The sequence below is a fragment of the Geodermatophilus arenarius genome, assembly GCF_042654585.1.
In the GTDB taxonomy this organism is placed as follows: Bacteria; Actinomycetota; Actinomycetes; order Mycobacteriales; family Geodermatophilaceae; genus Geodermatophilus; species Geodermatophilus arenarius.
The window spans coordinates 1-16,665 of the sequence record NZ_JBHSGR010000002.1; the positions used below are offsets into that span (position 1 = coordinate 1).

At 76.1% G+C, this 16,665-nt stretch carries 20 protein-coding genes; 10 read left to right on the plus strand and 10 right to left on the minus strand.

All coding sequences use genetic code 11. The annotated features are described in order from the left end of the window. The coding region (locus ACFO3M_RS02410; RefSeq protein ID WP_387985878.1) for an FUSC family protein at positions 1-866 on the plus strand (866 nt) is incomplete at its 5' end. Here the strand turns inward: ACFO3M_RS02410 and ACFO3M_RS02415 are convergent. Together ACFO3M_RS02415 and ACFO3M_RS02420 are read right to left on the minus strand one after the other, a co-directional pair. Further along, positions 863-1,834, minus strand: a complete 972-nt coding sequence (locus ACFO3M_RS02415; protein ID WP_387985881.1) for an ABC transporter substrate-binding protein — start codon at positions 1,832-1,834, stop codon at positions 863-865. The genes ACFO3M_RS02410 and ACFO3M_RS02415 overlap by 4 nt on opposite strands. A 79-nt stretch (positions 1,835-1,913) precedes the next feature. After that, positions 1,914-2,360: a nitroreductase family deazaflavin-dependent oxidoreductase gene (locus ACFO3M_RS02420; protein ID WP_387985884.1), complete on the minus strand. Its 447-nt coding sequence runs from the start codon at positions 2,358-2,360 to the stop codon at positions 1,914-1,916. Positions 2,361-2,410: 50 nt separating this feature from the next. On the opposite strand from ACFO3M_RS02420, the gene ACFO3M_RS02425 reads away from it, so the two are divergent. Next, positions 2,411-3,001, plus strand: coding sequence for a dihydrofolate reductase family protein (locus tag ACFO3M_RS02425; RefSeq protein ID WP_387985886.1), 591 nt, complete (start codon positions 2,411-2,413; stop codon positions 2,999-3,001). On the opposite strand, the gene ACFO3M_RS02430 is transcribed toward ACFO3M_RS02425, so the two are convergent. Both ACFO3M_RS02430 and ACFO3M_RS02435 read right to left on the minus strand, forming a co-directional pair. Then, positions 2,952-4,175: a glutathionylspermidine synthase family protein gene (locus tag ACFO3M_RS02430; protein ID WP_387985888.1), complete on the minus strand. Its 1,224-nt coding sequence runs from the start codon at positions 4,173-4,175 to the stop codon at positions 2,952-2,954. The genes ACFO3M_RS02425 and ACFO3M_RS02430 overlap by 50 nt on opposite strands. Next, complete coding sequence (locus tag ACFO3M_RS02435; protein WP_387985890.1) at positions 4,176-4,556, minus strand: hypothetical protein; 381 nt, start codon at positions 4,554-4,556, stop codon at positions 4,176-4,178. 126 nt (positions 4,557-4,682) lie between these two features. Here ACFO3M_RS02435 and ACFO3M_RS02440 point away from each other — a divergent pair, with 126 nt between their 5' ends. The 3 genes from ACFO3M_RS02440 (at position 4,683) to ACFO3M_RS02450 (ending at position 7,347) form a co-directional block, all read left to right on the plus strand. Continuing rightward, on the plus strand, positions 4,683-5,528 hold the full coding sequence (locus ACFO3M_RS02440; RefSeq protein ID WP_387985892.1) for a formate/nitrite transporter family protein: 846 nt from the start codon (positions 4,683-4,685) through the stop codon (positions 5,526-5,528). A 96-nt stretch (positions 5,529-5,624) separates the two neighbouring features. After that, positions 5,625-6,548 carry a KPN_02809 family neutral zinc metallopeptidase gene (gene ypfJ / locus ACFO3M_RS02445; protein ID WP_387985895.1) on the plus strand — a complete coding sequence of 308 codons (924 nt, stop codon included), beginning with the start codon at positions 5,625-5,627 and terminating at the stop codon, positions 6,546-6,548. A 4-nt stretch (positions 6,549-6,552) separates the two neighbouring features. Then, positions 6,553-7,347, plus strand: a complete 795-nt coding sequence (locus ACFO3M_RS02450; RefSeq protein WP_387985898.1) for an enoyl-CoA hydratase/isomerase family protein — start codon at positions 6,553-6,555, stop codon at positions 7,345-7,347. A gap of 6 nt (positions 7,348-7,353) precedes the next feature. Here ACFO3M_RS02450 and ACFO3M_RS02455 read toward each other — a convergent pair whose 3' ends face one another. Beyond that, positions 7,354-8,196 carry a siderophore-interacting protein gene (locus ACFO3M_RS02455; protein ID WP_387985900.1) on the minus strand — a complete coding sequence of 281 codons (843 nt, stop codon included), beginning with the start codon at positions 8,194-8,196 and terminating at the stop codon, positions 7,354-7,356. A gap of 301 nt (positions 8,197-8,497) precedes the next feature. On the opposite strand from ACFO3M_RS02455, the gene ACFO3M_RS02460 reads away from it, so the two are divergent. From ACFO3M_RS02460 to ACFO3M_RS02480, 5 genes are all read left to right on the plus strand, one after another. Further along, the gene (locus ACFO3M_RS02460; protein WP_387985903.1) at positions 8,498-9,352 is read left to right on the plus strand and encodes an ATP synthase subunit B family protein; all 855 of its coding nucleotides are present in this window, start codon (positions 8,498-8,500) and stop codon (positions 9,350-9,352) included. A 2-nt stretch (positions 9,353-9,354) separates the two neighbouring features. Beyond that, positions 9,355-9,942: a phage holin family protein gene (locus tag ACFO3M_RS02465; RefSeq protein ID WP_387985905.1), complete on the plus strand. Its 588-nt coding sequence runs from the start codon at positions 9,355-9,357 to the stop codon at positions 9,940-9,942. Positions 9,943-9,993: 51 nt separating this feature from the next. Next, complete coding sequence (locus ACFO3M_RS02470) at positions 9,994-10,722, plus strand: DUF3618 domain-containing protein (RefSeq protein ID WP_387985907.1); 729 nt, start codon at positions 9,994-9,996, stop codon at positions 10,720-10,722. Between the two features lie 188 nt (positions 10,723-10,910). After that, positions 10,911-12,089 (plus strand): sensor histidine kinase, encoded by a 1,179-nt coding sequence (locus tag ACFO3M_RS02475; RefSeq protein ID WP_387985910.1) that lies wholly within the window; start codon positions 10,911-10,913, stop codon positions 12,087-12,089. 72 nt (positions 12,090-12,161) lie between these two features. Further along, positions 12,162-12,383: a hypothetical protein gene (locus ACFO3M_RS02480; RefSeq protein WP_387985912.1), complete on the plus strand. Its 222-nt coding sequence runs from the start codon at positions 12,162-12,164 to the stop codon at positions 12,381-12,383. Here ACFO3M_RS02480 and ACFO3M_RS02485 read toward each other — a convergent pair. The 5 genes from ACFO3M_RS02485 to ACFO3M_RS02505 form a co-directional block, all read right to left on the minus strand. Then, positions 12,365-13,060: a response regulator gene (locus ACFO3M_RS02485; protein ID WP_387985915.1), complete on the minus strand. Its 696-nt coding sequence runs from the start codon at positions 13,058-13,060 to the stop codon at positions 12,365-12,367. The genes ACFO3M_RS02480 and ACFO3M_RS02485 overlap by 19 nt on opposite strands. 115 nt (positions 13,061-13,175) lie before the next feature. Further along, entirely contained in the window at positions 13,176-14,351 is a 1,176-nt protein-coding gene (locus ACFO3M_RS02490) for an acyl-CoA dehydrogenase family protein (protein ID WP_387985917.1), read from the minus strand. Between the two features lie 33 nt (positions 14,352-14,384). Next, a complete protein-coding gene (locus tag ACFO3M_RS02495; RefSeq protein WP_387985920.1) occupies positions 14,385-14,912 on the minus strand; it encodes a methyltransferase domain-containing protein in 528 nt (175 codons plus the stop codon). A 12-nt stretch (positions 14,913-14,924) separates the two neighbouring features. Further along, positions 14,925-15,701 (minus strand): meso-2,3-butanediol dehydrogenase, encoded by a 777-nt coding sequence (gene budC / locus ACFO3M_RS02500; RefSeq protein ID WP_387985923.1) that lies wholly within the window; start codon positions 15,699-15,701, stop codon positions 14,925-14,927. 40 nt (positions 15,702-15,741) lie between these two features. Continuing rightward, entirely contained in the window at positions 15,742-16,632 is an 891-nt protein-coding gene (locus ACFO3M_RS02505; protein WP_387985925.1) for an arginase family protein, read from the minus strand. Between the last annotated feature and the right edge of the window lie 33 nt (positions 16,633-16,665).

Sequence of the window (16,665 nt, forward strand, 5' to 3'; positions counted from 1 at the left end):
TCGCAGTCCGCGGCGGCGGCGGCCGCGGCGTCGGCCGGCTGCACCACGGCCGCGACGACGCCGAGCGGCTGTTCCTCGTCGGCATGCCCGCCGCGCCCCCGCCCGCGACCGCCCCGCCCCTCGACCCGGCACCGCCGCGGTGGTGGCACGCCCCCGCGGCGGCGACCGCGCTGCGCCTCGGCGTCGGGTCGGCCGCCGCGGGGCTGGCCGCCGTCGCGCTCGGGCTGTCCAGCCCCTACTGGGCGGTGACGACGGCGGTCGCGGTGCAGCTGGGCACCGACGCCCGCGCCACCCGCACCCGGGGACTGCAACGCGCGGTCGGCACGGCCCTGGGCGTGCTGGTCGCGGGGGTGCTGGTCGCGCTGGACCCGCCGGTCGGCGTCGCGATCGCGCTGGCCGGGGTGCTGCAGCTGGCCGTCGAGCTGCTCGTCGCCGCGCAGTACGTGCTCGCCGTCTCCTGCATCACCCCGCTGGCGCTGCTGCTGGTGCACCTGGGCAACCCGACGCCCACCGCCGGGCACCTGGTGGTCGAGCGGCTGGCCGAGACCGGCGTCGGCGTCGCCGTCGCGCTGGCGGTCGGGCTGTCGCTGCTGCCGCGCGCGTCGAGCCGGCGGCTGCCCGCGGCGGTGCGGGAGGTGACCGCCGCGGCGGCCGCGGGCGACGACCGGCGGCTGCACGCCGCACTCGACCACCTGGCCGAGGTGTCGGCCGCCGCCCGGGCCGAGCTGCTGCCCACGCCGGCGCTCACCGCCCGGGTGCACGCCGCGCGGGTCGTGGCCGACCTGGGCTGGGGCCTGCTCGGCGCCCGCGCCCGCGGCGACGACGCCGTGGCCGCCGACCTCGGCCGCCGGCTCGCCGCGTCCTAGCCGGCCAGCCGGGGCGCGAGCTCCTCGAGATCGTCGAGCACCAGCCCGGCGCCCAGCGGCCCGAGGCCGAGGAACCAGCGGTCGTCGTCCACCGCGACCGCGCGCCCCTCGGCGACCGCGGGGATCGACTGCCACAGCGGCCCGGCGGTGACCTGGTCGGCCGCCGTCGCGCCGTCGGCCCCGTAGGCGCCGTGGAAGAGCAGGTCGCCGTCGGCCTGGGTCACCTGCTCGGGCGAGACCTCGACGAAGGTCTCCGCCGTCCGCTGCAGCTCCGGCCGGGCGAAGCCGACGTCGGCCAGCACCGACCCGATGAACGAGCCCTCGCCGTAGAGGCGGATGACCGTGCCGTCGAGGAAGCGGGCGACGCTGACCTCGGTCTGCGCCGGGTCGCCGTAGAGGTCGCCGACCTCCTCGGCCCGCGCCGCGAACTCGTCGAGCAGGTCCTGCGCCCGCTCCTGGCGGCCGAGCGCCTCGCCGGCGAGCAGCAGGTTCTCCTGCCAGCTCTCCCCGATGGCCTCGGCGAACACCGTGGGGGCGATCTGCGCCAGCTGCCCGTAGACGTCGGCGTGCCGCACGGAGTTGGACAGGATGAGGTCCGGCTGCAGCGCCGCGATCGCCTCCAGGTCGGGCTCGGCGATCGTGCCGACGGCGGCGATGTCGGCGGGGTCGACGCCGGCCTCCGCCACGAACCCGGGCAGCTCGTCGCTGACGTCGGTGCGGACCGCGCCCACCGGGGTCACGCCGAGGGCGAGGGCGGCGTCGAGCTCACCGGTGTCGAGGACGACGACCCGCTCCGGGGTGCCGGCGACCTCGGTCTCCCCCATCGCGTGCTCGACCGTGCGCGTCTCCTCCGCGGGCGCCGCCTCGGCCACGGGGTCGGTGTCCCCGCACCCGGTCAGCAGCGCCGCCGCCAGCAGCCCGCCCGCCGTCGTCCCGGCGATCCGCCGGCCCGTCCTCACCAAGAGCACCGTCGCCCTCCTCCCGGCGCCGGACCACCCGGCGCCGGGAGTGAACTTAGGGCAGCCTTCCCTCAGTCGAGCGGGCGGGTCAGCCCTTCCGCTCGACCAGGAAGACGGGGATCTGGCGGTCGGTCTTCCGCTGGTAGTCGGCGTAGGGCGGGTAGGCGGCCACCGCGCGCTCCCACCACTCGGCCCTCTCCTCGCCGGTGATCTCGCGGGCGACGCCGTCCCAGGGCTCCGGGCCGTCCTGCACGGTCACCTGGTCGGGGTGCTTGCGCAGGTTGGCCACCCAGGCCGGGTCCTTCGGCGCCCCGCCCTGGGAGCCGACCATCGCGTAGACGCCGTCCTTCTCCACCCGCATGAGCGGCTGCTTGCGGACCTTCCCGGTCGTCGCCCCGCGGGTCGAGAAGACGACGACCGGCAGGCCGGTGTCGCGCAGCGTGTTGGCCTCGCGCCCGCCGGTCGCCTCGTAGCGCTCGACCTGGTCGCGGACCCACTGCTGCGTGCTCGGCTCGTACTCACCCTCCAGCGGCATGTCCCGACCGTAGGTCCGACGAGTCCGGGCCGCCCGGCCGGTCGTCCCTCGTGGAGACCCGACGGGAGGAGACCGGGACGGCACGGCTGGTGGTCACGCAGAACGTCACCGTCGACGGTGTGGTGGCGGCCGTCGACGACTGGTTCGCGCCGCAGGACGACGGTGTCGACGCCTCCGACCAGCTCGACGTCGTCCGGGAGCACATGGCCGGCGAGTCGGTGCTCCTGCTCGGCCGGCGCACGTTCGAGGACATGCGGTCGTACCGGCCGCACCAGGCCGGCGACACCACCGGCATCACCGCCCACCTCGACGCGGTGGAGAAGGCCGTCGTCTCGCGCACCCTCACCGACCCGGGCCGGGCGAACACCACGGTGCTGTCCGGGGACCCGGTCGAGGAGGTCCGCCGGCTGGTGGCCGGCCGGGACGGCGAGGTCGGGGTGACCGGCAGCATCACGCTGTGCCACGCGCTGATCGGCGCCGGGCTGCCCGACGAGTACCGGCTGTTCGTCCACCCCCGCGTCCTCGGCCGCGACCGGCGCCCGCACCTTCGCCGGCGGGGTCACGCTGCTCACCCACCGGCCGGCGTGACGGTCAGCGGGCGTCCACGGTGTGCGGGACGAAGAAGCTCAGGTTGTCGGTGATCAGCCCGTCGCTCTCGCGGATGCCCAGGCCCGCGGGCTCCCCGTCGACCACCCAGGCGCCGAGCACCGGGTGGTGCGGCCCGTCGACGCCGGCGAAGTCCGGCAGCGGCGCGAACTCCTGGACGACGAACCCCTCGGTGCCGTACCGGCCGGGCATCGCGGTGACCACCTGCCCGCCGCGGACGACCTGCACGTTGGCGCCCTCGCGGCCCCACAGCGGCTTGCGCACGTAGTCCCGCCACGACGAGGGCATCTCGTCGGCGAAGTAGGCCGGCAGCAGGTACTGCCCGAGCACCGGGTCGCTGCCGAACAGCTGCCACAGCACCGGCAGCAGCGCCTTGGTGCTCCACAGCATCTTGTAGACCGGCTCGACCCACGTGGTACCGCCCGGCCGGGCGGCGTCGGCGAGGACGGCCGCGCCGAACTCGTCGTCGACCAGCCACTCCCAGGGGTAGAGCTTGAAGACGACGTCGAGGTGGCGGCCGGCGGGGTCGTAGAAGCGGCCGTCGCCGGAGTCCAGCGCGATGTCCTCGACCAGGACCTCGACCGCCTCGTAGCCGGCCTGGACGACGGTGTCCATGAGGTACGCGACGGTCATCCGGTCCTCGCCGGAGGTCTCCGCGCTGGTCCACGCCAGGTGCACCCGCGGCCGCACCCCGGTGCGCCGCTCCCAGCGGGTGAGGTTGCGCTGCCAGGCGGCGACCAGCCTCTCGTGCAGCGCGTTCCACTGGTCGCGGCCCTGCCCGGTGAACAGGTGCCAGTTCCACTGGGTCACCGCCGCCTCGACCAGGCCGGTCGGGGTGTCGGCGTTGAACTCCAGCAGCTTCGGCGGGCCCTCGCCGTCGTAGCGCAGGTCGAAGCGGCCGTACACGCTCGGCGGCTCGGCCTCCCACGAGGCGCGGATGCCGGACCGGGCGATCAGCGGGATGCCCATCCGGTCGAACAGGTCGTGCTCGATGACGTGGTCGCCGGCGGCGACGCACATCTCGAACAGCTGCGCGACGGCGCTCTCGAGCCGCTCGACCTCCGCGGCGGTGAAGTCGTAGAACGGGCCCTCGCGCCAGTAGCTGCGGACCTCACCGCCCGGCGTCGTCGTCCGGTTGTAGACCAGCCCCTGCGCCTCGACCTCGGCCTCCCAGCCGGGCCGGACGACGCCGCCCTCGACGCGCCGCACTCAGGAGCCCGACCCGCCGCCGACGCCCGAGCCGATGCCGCCGGTCACCCGCTGGCCGGCGGACACCTTGCCGGTGGCGGGCAGCCCGTAGCGCTGGCGGGCCGCGGTGTCGGTGGGGTTGACGCGGGTGCCGCCGGCGGGCAGCACCGTGCCGACCGGCAGGCCGGGGCGGAAGGCGCCCAGGTAGAGGAAGAACAGGCCGCCGCCCCCGCGGTAGTCGTCGTCGCAGTAGTCGTCGTCGACGATCTCGCCGTCCTCGTTGGTGCAGTAGGCGACCTGCTCCTGCTCGTCGTCGGACCCGCAGCCGGCGAGGAAGCCGGTGGCGGCGGTGGCCAGCACCGTGGTGGTCAGGGCGCTGCGCACCCGGTTGCCGAACGCCATGGGCTCCTCCCCGTGAGATCGTCGGCCCGACCCTAGGCCCGACCTGCGGCGTCGGCGTCCCCGGGCGGCGCGGACGGAGCTGTTCCACTAGCGTCCCGGGACGAGCCCGCCGTCCCGGGAGGCGCGATGACCGCGAAGGAACCCGCCGAGGTCGCCAGGGTCGCCAGCGCGACCGGCGCCAAGAAGGTGCACCGCAGCTGGGACCGGGTGCTGGTGAGCGCCTTCCTCGCCGGCGCCTACATCTCCTTCGGCGCGCTCGTGGCGATCACCGTCTCCTCGGGCCTGTCCGCCGAGACGTGGGGCACGCTGCCGACGCTGTTCATGGGCGCGGCCTTCACCCTCGGCCTGGTGCTGGTGCTCATCGCGGGCTCCGACCTCGCGACCGGCAACATGATGCTGGTCCCGCTGGGCGCGATGAACGGCAAGATCACCGCCGGCGAGGTCCTCCGGAACCTGACGCTGGTGCTGTTCGGCAACCTGCTCGGCGCCCTGTTCGTCGCCTACTTCCTCGCCGTCTCCACCGGCGTGATCGGCGACCCGGACAGCACCGGCAGCGCGCAGCTGACCTTCACCCGGCTCGCGGAGATCGCCGACGGCAAGACCCACCACACCGCGTGGGAGACCTTCCTGCGGGGCGTCGGGTGCAACTGGCTGGTCTGCCTGGCGGTGTGGATGTCGCTGGCGTCCTCGAGCGTCGCGGGCAAGATCCTGGCGGTGTTCTTCCCGGTCATGGCGTTCGTCGCGATGGGGTTCGACCACGTCGTCGCCAACATGTTCTTCCTGCCGGCGGCGGTGTTCGCCGGCGTCGAGGGCGCGAACTGGGGCGACACCCTGACCAACTGGCTGCTGGCCGGTGCGGGCAACCTCGTCGGCGCGGTCGTCTTCGTCGGGACGTCGTACTGGTACCTGTTCCTGCGCGAGGACCGCGACGCCGCCCCGCGCACCGGCGCGGAGCCCGCCGAGCGCGCCTGACCCACCCCTCCCCTCCGCGGCCGACGCTCCGGTCGCGGAGCGCGGGGGCCGGTGGCACGGTCGGACGACGGCCAGGCACCGGGAGGACAGCAGCGGATGAGGTACAGGGAGGGCGGCGACCTCGACACGTCGTCGATCCAGGACCGGCGCGGGCGCGGCGGGGGCCTGGGCGGGGGCCGGGGGCTCGCGGTCGGCGGCGGCGGGATCGGCCTCGTCGGGCTCCTGGTCGTCGTGCTGTTCCAGGTCCTCGGCGGCGGCGGGGGCACCGCCGGGGCCGGGCTGGGCGCGCTGTCCGGCGGCCTGGGCGAGGGCGAGACGGCCGACAACAGCGCCCTCGAGCAGTCCTGCGACGACAGCGGCGACGCCAACACCTCCGTCGAGTGCGCCGTCGTCGCCGACGTCGACTCGATCCAGGACTACTGGTCGCAGGCGCTCGGCGCGGACTACGTCCCCACCGACACCGTGTTCTTCTCCGGTCAGGTGCAGACGCAGTGCGGCGGCGCCACCAGCGGCTCCGGGCCGTTCTACTGCCCGGCCGACCAGCTGGTCTACATCGACCTGACCTTCTTCGACACGCTGCGCAGCCAGTTCGGCGCCGAGGGCGGGGCCTTCCCCAACGCCTACGTGCTCGCCCACGAGTACGGCCACCACGTGCAGAACCTGCTCGGCGCCAACCGGCAGGTGACCCCGGGCGAGACCGGCCCGGCCAGCGGCACCGTGCGGCTGGAGCTGCAGGCCGACTGCTACGCCGGCGTGTGGGCCAACCACGCCGAGACGGTCCCCGACGAGTCCGGCGCACCCCTGATCGCCGAGATCACCCAGGACGACGTCGACCGGGCACTGGACACCGCCGGCCGCATCGGCGACGACTTCATCCAGGAGAACCTCGGCGGTGGCACCGTGGACCAGGACACCTTCACCCACGGCTCCTCCGAGCAGCGCCGGCGCTGGTTCCTGACCGGGTACGAGACCGGCGACCCGCGGCAGTGCGACACCTTCTCGACGGACGACCTGGGCTGAGCGCGTGACCTCGAACGACCCCGCCGACCACCTGCGCGTCGGCCGCGACGGCGCCGTCGCCGTGCTGACCATCGACCGCGCGGACAAGCGCAACGCGCTCACCGCCGGCATGTGGGCAGCGCTCCCCCGCGTGCTGGCCGGGCTGGCCGAGGACCCCTCCGTGCGGGTGCTCGTGCTCACCGGCGCCGGGACCACCTTCTGCGCCGGCGCCGACATCTCCGACCTGCTCGGCGGGCCCGACACCGACGACCCCATGGCGCACCTGCGCCGCGACAACCTCGCCGCGCAGGCGGCGCTGCGGGACTTCCCGCGGCCGACGATCGCGATGATCCGCGGCCACTGCATCGGCGGCGGCGTCGAGCTGGCCACCTGCTGCGACCTGCGGTTCACCGACCCGACCGGCGTCTTCGGGGTCACCCCGGCCAAGGTCGGCATCGTGTACACGCCGACGTCGACCCGCCAGCTGATGCAGCTCGTGGGCCCGGCGACGACCCGCTACCTCCTGTACTCCGGGGAGCTGGTCGACGCCGAGACCGCGCTGCGCACCGGCCTGGTCGACCGGCTGCTGCCGGCCGGCGACCTGGCCGGCGAGGTGCGCCGGTTCGCCGGGGTGCTGGCCGGCCGCTCGGCGCTGACCCAGCACGCGGCCAAGGAGGTCACCGCCGCGCTGGCCGCGGGCGGCGACGGCGAGGAGGTGGCCCGCCGCTGGTACCGGGAGACCATCGCCGCCGGCGAGCTCGCCGAGGGCGTGGCCGCCTTCACCGAGCGGCGCACCCCGCGCTTCCCCTGGACGCCCTGAGGGGCGCTAGGCGACGCCGAGCCCCTGCTCCTCCGCCTCGACGGCGGCGTTCCACTCGCGCTTCTCCGCCTGCCAGCGGTCCTCGGTGCTCCCGACCCGCCAGTAGCCGGAGACCGACAGCCGCTCGCGCGGGGCGCCGAGCCCGGTGCGCACGAACCGGCGCAGCTCGCGGACGGCGCCGGCCTCGCCGTGCACGAACACGTGCACGTCGCCGTCGGGGAGGTCCGCCGCGACGACGGCCGCGACCAGCGCCACCCCGGGGGCCGCGCCGCGGTGCACCCAGGTCACCCGCACACCCGGGCCGGTGGCGAGGTCCTGCTCCTCCTCGGGCCCGGCCACCTCGACGAAGACCTCCGCCCGCGCCCCGGCGGGCAGGGCCTCCAGCGCGGCGGCGATCGCCGGCAGCGCGGTCTCGTCACCGGCCATGAGGTGCCAGGCGGCGTCGGCGGCCGGGCTGTAGGCGCCGCCGGGGCCGAACAGCTGCAGCGTGTCGCCGGGCCGGGCGGCCAGGGCCCAGGGGCCGGCCACGCCCTGGTCGCCGTGGACGACGAAGTCGACGGTCAGCTCCCCGGCCGCGGCGTCCCAGGAGCGGACCGTGTAGGTGCGCGTGGCGGGCCACTGCTCGCGCGGCAGGCGGGCCTGCACGTCGTCGAGGTCGAACGGGGCGGCGTAGGGCGCACCGGCCGGCGGGAAGAGCAGCTTGACGTAGGAGTCGGTGTGCTCGGGCGCGAAGCCGGACAGCCCCTCCCCGCCGAGGACGACGCGGACGACGTGCGGCGTCACGCGGCTGGTGCGCACGACGGTGCCGGTGCGGGGCGTCCGCCTGCGGCGCGGGGACTGGTCGGCCATGAGCTCTCCTCGGATCAGGGAAGGCTCACCTTACCTGCGCCGCCCGAGAGCCCGGCCGCCGTTTCGGACCCGTGCGTCCGGGTAGCCCGTGGCCTGCGGGAACGGCGACGCCGCCGGGCACGGACGCCCGGGCCGGCCGGCTCCCCGACCGCGTCTTCCCCACGGCTCACCGGGCCGGCGCCACGCATCGCCGGCCCTGCTCCACCCGCATCCGTCCCGGCGACGGCCGTCGCCGGGACGTGTGTGAGTGATCCATTTCTGGGTAGCGCCAGCCTCGACCGAGATCCACTCAGGAGGAACGATGACCCACTCCATCGACGCCCCCCTCCCGCCGCCGCCCTCCTCGGGCGCCACCGGCTACGGGGAGACGAGTACGACCTCGACCACCAGCTCGGGCTCGCCGTCGACCACCGACGTCGCCAAGGACGAGGCCCGCAACGTCGGCCAGACCGCGAAGGAGGCCGGCTCGCAGGTCGCCTCGACCGCCGCGGACCAGGCCAGGAACGTCGTCGCCGAGACCAAGCAGCAGGCGCAGAGCCTGGTCGAGCAGGGCCGCACCCAGGCCCGCCAGCAGGTCGTGTCGCAGCAGCAGAAGGCCGGCCAGAGCCTGTCGAGCCTGGCCGAGCAGCTGCGCGGCATGGTCGACGGCAACGCCCCGGCCCCCGGCCCCGCCCGCGACCTGATCCAGCAGGGCGCCGGCAAGGTCCAGGAGTTCGCGGACATGCTGCAGAACCGCGAGCCGGCCGACCTGCTCGAGGAGGTCCGCTCCTTCGCCCGCCGTCGGCCCGGCACCTTCCTGCTCGGCGCCGCCGTCGCCGGCGTCCTCGCCGGGCGGCTGACCAGCGGCGTCAAGGCCGCGCACAGCAACGGCTCCTCGTCCGGCTCGCAGCAGTTCGCCTCGACGCCGTCGTCCTCCACCACCGGCACCTACGTCGACCCGGCCCCGACCTACTCGGGCTACGAGTCGACCACCGGCTACGGGACGACCGGCGGCTACGAGACGACGACGGGCTCCTACGGCGAGCACGCCGCCACCCCCGGCACCCCGGTGCCGCCCCCGCCGTACGGCACGGTCCCGCCGGCCGGCAGCGTGGTGCCCCCGTCGGCGCCCGCCGGGTGGGACGACCCGACCCGCCGCCCGGGCCAGGGGGTCTGACCATGAGCTCCCCCTACTCCGGCGCCACGCCGGTGGGCGGCCAGGAGGGCTACCCCCCGGAGCCGCCGCAGGCGAACTACGCCGTGACCCCCGGCTACGAGCAGGGCTACGCCGGCCAGCAGGACTACGCGGGCCAGCAGGAGTACCCGACCCAGTCCTACGGGGCGCACGCCGGTGAGCGCGGCACCCCGATGACCGAGGCCGGCCGCCCCGACGTCGGCGGCACCTCCGTCGGCGAGCTCATCAGCGAGGTCACCACGGACCTCTCGGTGCTCATGCGCCAGGAGCTCGAGCTGGCCAAGGCCGAGCTCAAGGTCGAGGCCAAGAAGGCCGGCCAGGGCGCGGGCATGTTCGGCGCCGCGGGCTTCGCCGGCTACATGACGGTGCTGTTCCTCTCCTTCGCCCTGTGGTGGGCGCTGGAGAACGTGATGGACGCCGGCCTGGCCGCACTGATCGTGGCGGTCATCTGGGGCGTCATCGGGGCCGTCGCCTACGCCATGGGACGCAAGAAGTTCCGGCAGGTGAACCCGAAGCCCGAACGGACCGTGGACACCCTCCAGCAGGTCCCCGGCGCCCTCAAGCCCCACTGACCCTCGGCCCGCGACCCGACCGGTCAGGCCACCACACCCCCTGGAGCAGACATGACCAGCAGCAGTGACCCGGACGTCATCCGGCGGCAGATCGAGGAGACGCGTCGCGAGCTGAGCTACGACGTCGACGCCCTCAACGAGAAGGTCAACCCCGCCCGCGTCATCGACCGGCGCATGGCCTCGGCGAAGGGCCGCTTCGCCAACGTCAAGGACAAGGTCATGGGCTCGGCCCACGACACCCGGTCCTCGGCGCGCGGCACCGCTCAGGACGCCCGCGGCATGGCGCAGCACGCCGTGGGCTCGGTGCAGGGCGCGGCGTCCAACGCCGCCGGCACCGTGCAGGGCGCGGCGTCCTCCGCGGCCGGCACCGTGCAGGACGCCGCCTCCCAGGCGGCGCACGCCGTCCAGCAGGCCCCCGACGCGGTGATCCGCCAGACGCAGGGCAACCCCCTCGCGGCCGGGCTGATCGCCTTCGGCGTCGGCTGGCTGGTGTCCAGCCTGCTGCCCGCCACCGAGAAGGAGCGGCAGCTGGCCGAGCAGGCCGAGAGCGCGGTCCGCGAGCACAAGGACGAGCTGCTCGCCCCGGCCAAGCAGGCGGCGCAGGAGGTCGGCGAGCAGCTCAAGCCGGCCGCCCAGCAGGCCGTCGAGGAGGTCCGGTCGACCGCGCAGGACGCGGCGCAGACCGTCAAGCAGGAGGGCCAGTCGGCCGCGCAGGACGTGCAGGGCCAGGCCCAGCAGTCCCGCGAGTCCGTGCAGAGCCAGGCCTCCAGCAGCAGCTGAGGAAGGACCCCTCTGCCCCACCGCTCGCACGCTCGCGGCGGGACCCCGCAGAGGGGCCGTTCCCGCACCTCACCAGCGCAGCGCCCCGCCGGGTCCGTCCGGGCGGGGCGCTGCCGCGTCTCCCCTCGCCGGGTGACCCGGTCCGGCCCCCGCTGCAGCCGCGCCCGGCCGCGGCCGACGCTGCCGGTGTGACGGACGCCGAGGTCGCGGAGCTGCGCGCGCAGGTCGCCGCGCTGCAGGCCGAGCGGGCCACGCTCACCGCGCTGGTCGACGCCCGCGGCGAGGACCTCGCCGTCGCCGCCCGCGTGCTGCGCGCCCGCGCCGCCACGATGACCAGCGTCGTCGACGCGATCACCGAGCAGTCCGTCGTCGGCACCGACCGCGACGGCGTCGTCCGCGTGTGGAACCCCGGCGCCGAGCGGCTGCTCGGGCTCCCCCGCGCCGACGTCGTCCGCCGTCGCCGGATCACCGACTTCCACGACCCCGCCGAGCTGGCCGGCCGCGGCCTGGACGCGCTGGTGTCCGTCGCCTCCGCGCGCGGCAGCGACGTCCGGGACTGGACGTACGTGGCCGCCGACGGCACCCGGCGCACCGTCTCGGTGGCGGTCACCCCCCGCGCCGACGACGACGGCGGCCCCGCCGGCTGGACCTTCGTCGGCACCGACACGACCGAGGCGCGCGCGGCCGAGCGGCTCAAGGACCAGTTCGTCGCCCTGGTCAGCCACGAGCTGCGCACCCCGCTGTCGTCGGTGCTCGGCTACCTGGAGCTGGTGCTCGACGACCCGGCGCTGGGCGCCGGCCACCGCCGGTACCTGACCACCGTCCAGCGCAACGCCTCCCGCCTCGAGCGGCTCGTCGGCGACCTGCTGTTCACCGCGCAGGTGGAGGCCGGCCGGTTCGCGCTGACGCCGGGCGAGGTCGACCTGGCCGCGCTCGTGCGCGCCGCCGGGGAGTCGGCACGGGTCACCGCGGACGCCGCCGGGGTGGCGCTGGCGGTGACCGCGCCCTCGGCGGGGCCGGTCGTGCCCGGCGACGCGCTGCGGCTGGGCCAGGCGGTCGACAACCTGCTGTCCAACGCCGTGAAGTTCACGCCCCGCGGCGGGCGCGTCGAGCTGGGCCTCGGCACCGCCGACGACGGCGAGGTGCGCATCGAGGTCCGCGACACGGGCGTCGGCATCCCCGGCGCGGAGCGGGCGGGCCTGGGCACCCGCTTCACCCGCGCCACCACCGCCGTGCGGGCCGGCGTGCCGGGCGTGGGGCTCGGCCTGTCGATCACGCACGCCATCGCGGCGGCGCACGGCGGGCGGCTGGAGCTCGCCGGCACCGAGGGCCGCGGCACCACCGCGACCCTGGTGCTGCCGCGCTGAGCACACCGGTCGCGCGCGGATCGCGCGGGGGTCCCGCGGACCGGCTGCGCGGCCGGTGGCAGGCTCCCCGTCGTGAGCACGCAGGACGGTGACACGGTGCGGACGACCCCGGGCCCGGGCGGCGAGCTGCCGGCCCGGCTGCTGGCCTTCCTCGCCGGCTCCGCCGCGGCGCCCGCCGCCCCGCAGTCCCCCGCGGCCGACCCGGTCCTGGTGCGGCGGCTGCGCGCCCGGGCCACCTGCTGCGCCGGCAGCCGGGTCCCCGAGCCCCGGCGGGGTCAGGCCACCAACCGGTAGCCCACCCCGCGGACGGTGCGGATCTGCGCCGCCCGCAGCCCCGCGGCGGTCAGCTTGCGGCGCAGGTTGGACATGTGCGCCTCCACCAGGCGCAGGCTGCCGGCCCAGTCGGTGCGCCACACCTCGCGCAGCAGCGTCTCGCGCTGCAGCACCCGGCCCGGCCGCGACGCGAGCGCGGCGAGCAGGTCGAACTCGGTGCGGGTCAGGTCGACCACGACGCCGTCGACGCGCACCTCGCGGGTGTCCTCGTCGACCTCGAGGTCGGCCAGCCGGACGACGGCGTCGTCGGGCTCCGGCACGGCGACGACCGTGCGCGGGCGGCGCAGCATCGCCTGCACCCGCGCGACCAGCTCCCGCGGGGAGAACGGCTTGGCCATGTACCCGTCGGCGCCGACGGCGAGGCCGACGAGCAGGTCGACCTCCTCGGCGCGGGCGGTGAGCATGAGGACGTAGCAGCCGCTCTCGGCGCGCAGCTGCCGGCACACCTCGGTGCCGTCGCCGTCGGGCAGCCCGAGGTCGAGGACGACGAGGTCGGGCGCCGACCGGCGCACCTCGGCCAGGCACTCCGCGCCCGAGCCGACGGCGCGGACGTCGAGCCCGGCCCGCTCCAGCACCGTGGCCACCAGCTCGCGGATCTCCTCGGTGTCCTCCACGACGAGCACCGACTGCGCGCCCACCGCACCTCCCCGGCCCGCGGGCGGCGGTCCCGCCCGTCTGCTGGAGGGCATCGGCGCCCCGCGCCGCGGCGTGCAGCCGGGCGCGGGGCGGCCTCCCCCTCGCGAGGGGCCCTCCTCAGACGAAGGCGCTCATCCCGGTCAGCGCCCGCCCGACGATCAGGCTGTTGATCTCCCGCGTGCCCTCGTAGGAGTAGAGGGCCTCGGCGTCGGCGAAGTACCGCACGACGTCGTTCTCCAGCAGGATCCCGTTGCCGCCGAACAGCTCGCGGGCCAGCGCCACCGTCTCGCGGGCGCGGCCGGTGACGAACGCCTTGGCCAGCGCGGCCTGCTCGTCCCGGAAGACGCCCTCCTCCTGCAGCTGCGACACCCGCACCGCCATGCCGAGGCTCGCGGTCACGTTGCCGGCCATCCGGGCGAGCAGGTCCTGGATCAGCTGGAAGCCGCCGATCGGGCGGCCGAACTGCTCGCGCTCCTTCGCGTAGGCGACCGCCGCCTCGAAGGCGCCCATCTGGCAGCCGACCGCGGACCACGCGACGCCGCCGCGGGTCAGCTTGAGCACCCGGTTGACGTCCGTGAAGGAGTTGCCGTGCTCGAGCTTGTTCCCCGCCGGCACGCGGCAGCCGTCGAAGACGATGTCGGCGTTCTGCACGGTGCGCAGGGCGTACTTGCCCTCCATCTTCGTGGGCGTGAACCCGGGCGTGCCCTTCTCGACGACGAAGGTCTTGACCGCGTCGTCGGCGACGTCGCGGGCGAACACCACGACGACGTCGGCGATGGTGCCGTTGCCGATCCACCGCTTGGCGCCGTCGATGACCCACTCGTCGCCGTCGCGGCGGGCGGTGGTCTCCAGGCCGCGGGCGACGTCGGAGCCGCCGTGCGGCTCGGTGAGCGCGAACGCGCCGACCTTGTCCAGCGCGACCATGTCCGGCACCCACCGGGCGCGCTGCTCGTCGGAGCCCAGCAGCACGATCGAGCCCATCGACAGGCCGTTGTGCACGCCGAGGAACGTGGCCATCGACGGGTCGACCCGCGCGGCCTCCAGCGCGATGAACCCGGTGAACAGCCGGGAGGCGCGCGGCCGGTGCTCCAGGTCGTAGCTGCGCCCGACCATGCCCTCCTCGGCGAAGCGCGGCACCAGGTCCATCGGGAACTCCGCCGCGGCCCAGGCGTCGTTGACCCGGGGCCGGACCTCCTCGGCCAGGAAGCGCCGGATGCCCGCCAGCTCCTTGCGCTCGTCGTCGTCCAGCAGCGTCTCGTAGCCGTAGAGGTCGCCGGGCAGCTCGTCGGTCATCGCAGGGTCCTCCGTCGGTGGGTGGCCCCTCCCCTACCCGGGACGGCGCACCTCGACCGCGGCGGTCGGGAACGGCGCGGTGGCCGCCTCCGCGGCCGCGGTCACCGCGAACCCGCGCTCCCCCGCCACCCGCGCCACGGCCGCCCGCACCCGGTCCCGGTCGTCCAAGCGCATGACCGAGAACCCGAGGACCACGCGGCCGCCGGGGTCGAGCACCCGCGCGACGACGTCCCACTCCGGCGCCGGGGGCGTCCAGAACGCCCGGACGTCGACGGCGACGACGGCGTCGAAGCGCTCGCCGGCCAGGTCGGCGTCGAGCAGCGGCGCGGCGAGGACCCGCACCCGGCCGGCGTCGACCGCCTCCCGGTTGCGGCGGGCGGCCGCGGCGGCCATCCGCGCCGACCGGTCCACCGCGACCACCCGCCCGTCGCCGACCGCGGCCGCGAGCTCCGTGACCAGCACGCCGGCGCCGCAGCCGACCTCGAGCACCCGCTCCCCCGGCGCCGCCGCGACGACGCCGGCGACGAACGCCAGCCGGTCGGAGGCGGCGCGGGCGGTCACCCGTGCGCCCTCTCAGACGTGGGCCTGGCCGGTGGAGGCGCTGGTGCCGCCGTCGACGGCCAGCACCGCGCCGGTGACGTACCGCGCACCCTCGGAGGCGAGGAACAGCACCGACGGCGCGATGTCCTCCGGCTCCCCGGGCCGTCCCAGGGCGATGCGGTTGCGGAAGGGCGCGAGCGACTCGTCGTCGCGGGGGGCGTCGGCGTTGAGCTCGGTGAACGTGAACGCGGGGGCGACGGCGTTGAGCCGCACGCCGCGCGGGCCCCAGTCGAGCGCCAGCGACCGCACGAAGTTGGTCAGCGCCGCCTTGGTGGCGTTGTAGCCGGCCTGCCCCCAGTCGCCGCGCAGCCCCGACACCGAGGAGACGGCGACCAGGTTGCCGCCGGACTCCGCCAGCCGCGGCAGCGCGGCCTTGGCGAGGTGGAAGAACGCGTCGACGTTGGTGGCGCGCATCTGCTCCCACGCCTCGTCGGCGAGGTCGGTGACCTCCCCGCTCTCGTAGCCGGCCGCGTTGCTGACCACGACGTCGAGCCGGCCGAACCGGTCGACGACGTCGGCGACCAGCCGCCGCACCTGGGCCGGGTCGGAGACGTCCGCTGGCAGCGCCGCGCCGCGCTCGGCGGGCACGCCCTCGAGGGCGGACTCGAGCCGGTCCCGCCGGCGGCCGGTGATCGCGACGGTGGCGCCGGCGTCGAGGAAGGCCCGGGTGATCGCCAGGCCGATGCCGGTCCCGCCGCCGGTGACGAGGACGACGGAGCCGGTGAAGTCGAAGGTCGCAGAACCGCTCATGCCCTGCTCCTCCCCCGCGGCGCCCGCGCGGAACCGTGGCTCAGGCCAGCGCGGCGGTGAGGACCGCCACCAGCCGGGCGACCTCCCCCGGGTCCGGCGCGTGGTCGGGGTTGACCTCCGTGAGGCACAGGCCGCGGAAGCCGTCCTCGGCGCACAGCCGGCGCAGCACCGCGGCGACGACCTCGAGCGGCAGCCCCCGCCCGTGGTCCGGCACGTTGGCCAGCGGCAGGTCGAGGAACTCGACGACGTCGACGTCGAGGTGCACGAGGAAGCCGTCGGGCCCGTCCACCGCCGCGGCGGCCCCCGCGGCGGCGCCGTCGGGGTCGGCCGCCACCTCGTCGGCCGGGACGGCGGCGAGGCCGATCCGGCGCGCCGTCGTCGCGTCCGGCTCGGCGTCCCGGGCGCCCACCGCCACGACGTCGTCCACCGCCAGCAGCGGCCGGACCGGGCCGACCGCGAGCAGGTCGGGATCGCACCCGGGCAGCGCCAGCACGTGGGCCAGCGCCATCGAGTCCGCGACGCCGGTCGGGTTGTCGGCCGGCGTGCGCAGGTCGACTCCGCCGTCGAGGTACACCAGCCCCGGGGACCGGCCGGTGGCGCGGGCACCGGCGACCAGCCCCACCGTCGTCGTGCACTCGCCGCCGACCACGACCGGCGTCCGGCCGGCGTCCAGCGTCGTGGCGACCGCGTCCCGCACCGCGGCCAGGCCGGCGACGACGCGGGCGGCGTCGCGCACCCGCCCCGCCGGGGCCGGGCCGGCGGCCCACCGGACCGGCGGGAACAGCTCCCGGACGGCGACCTCCCGGGCCCGTCCGAGCTCTCCGGCCAGGCCCGCCGCGGTGAGGGCCGCCCAGGCGCGCTCCTGCCCGGGCCAGTGCGCCGCGGCGCTGGAGGGGGCGGCCAGCAGGTCGAGCGGGCGGCGCGGGCTCATGGCGGTGTCCTACCGCCGGGTGCCGACAGGGTG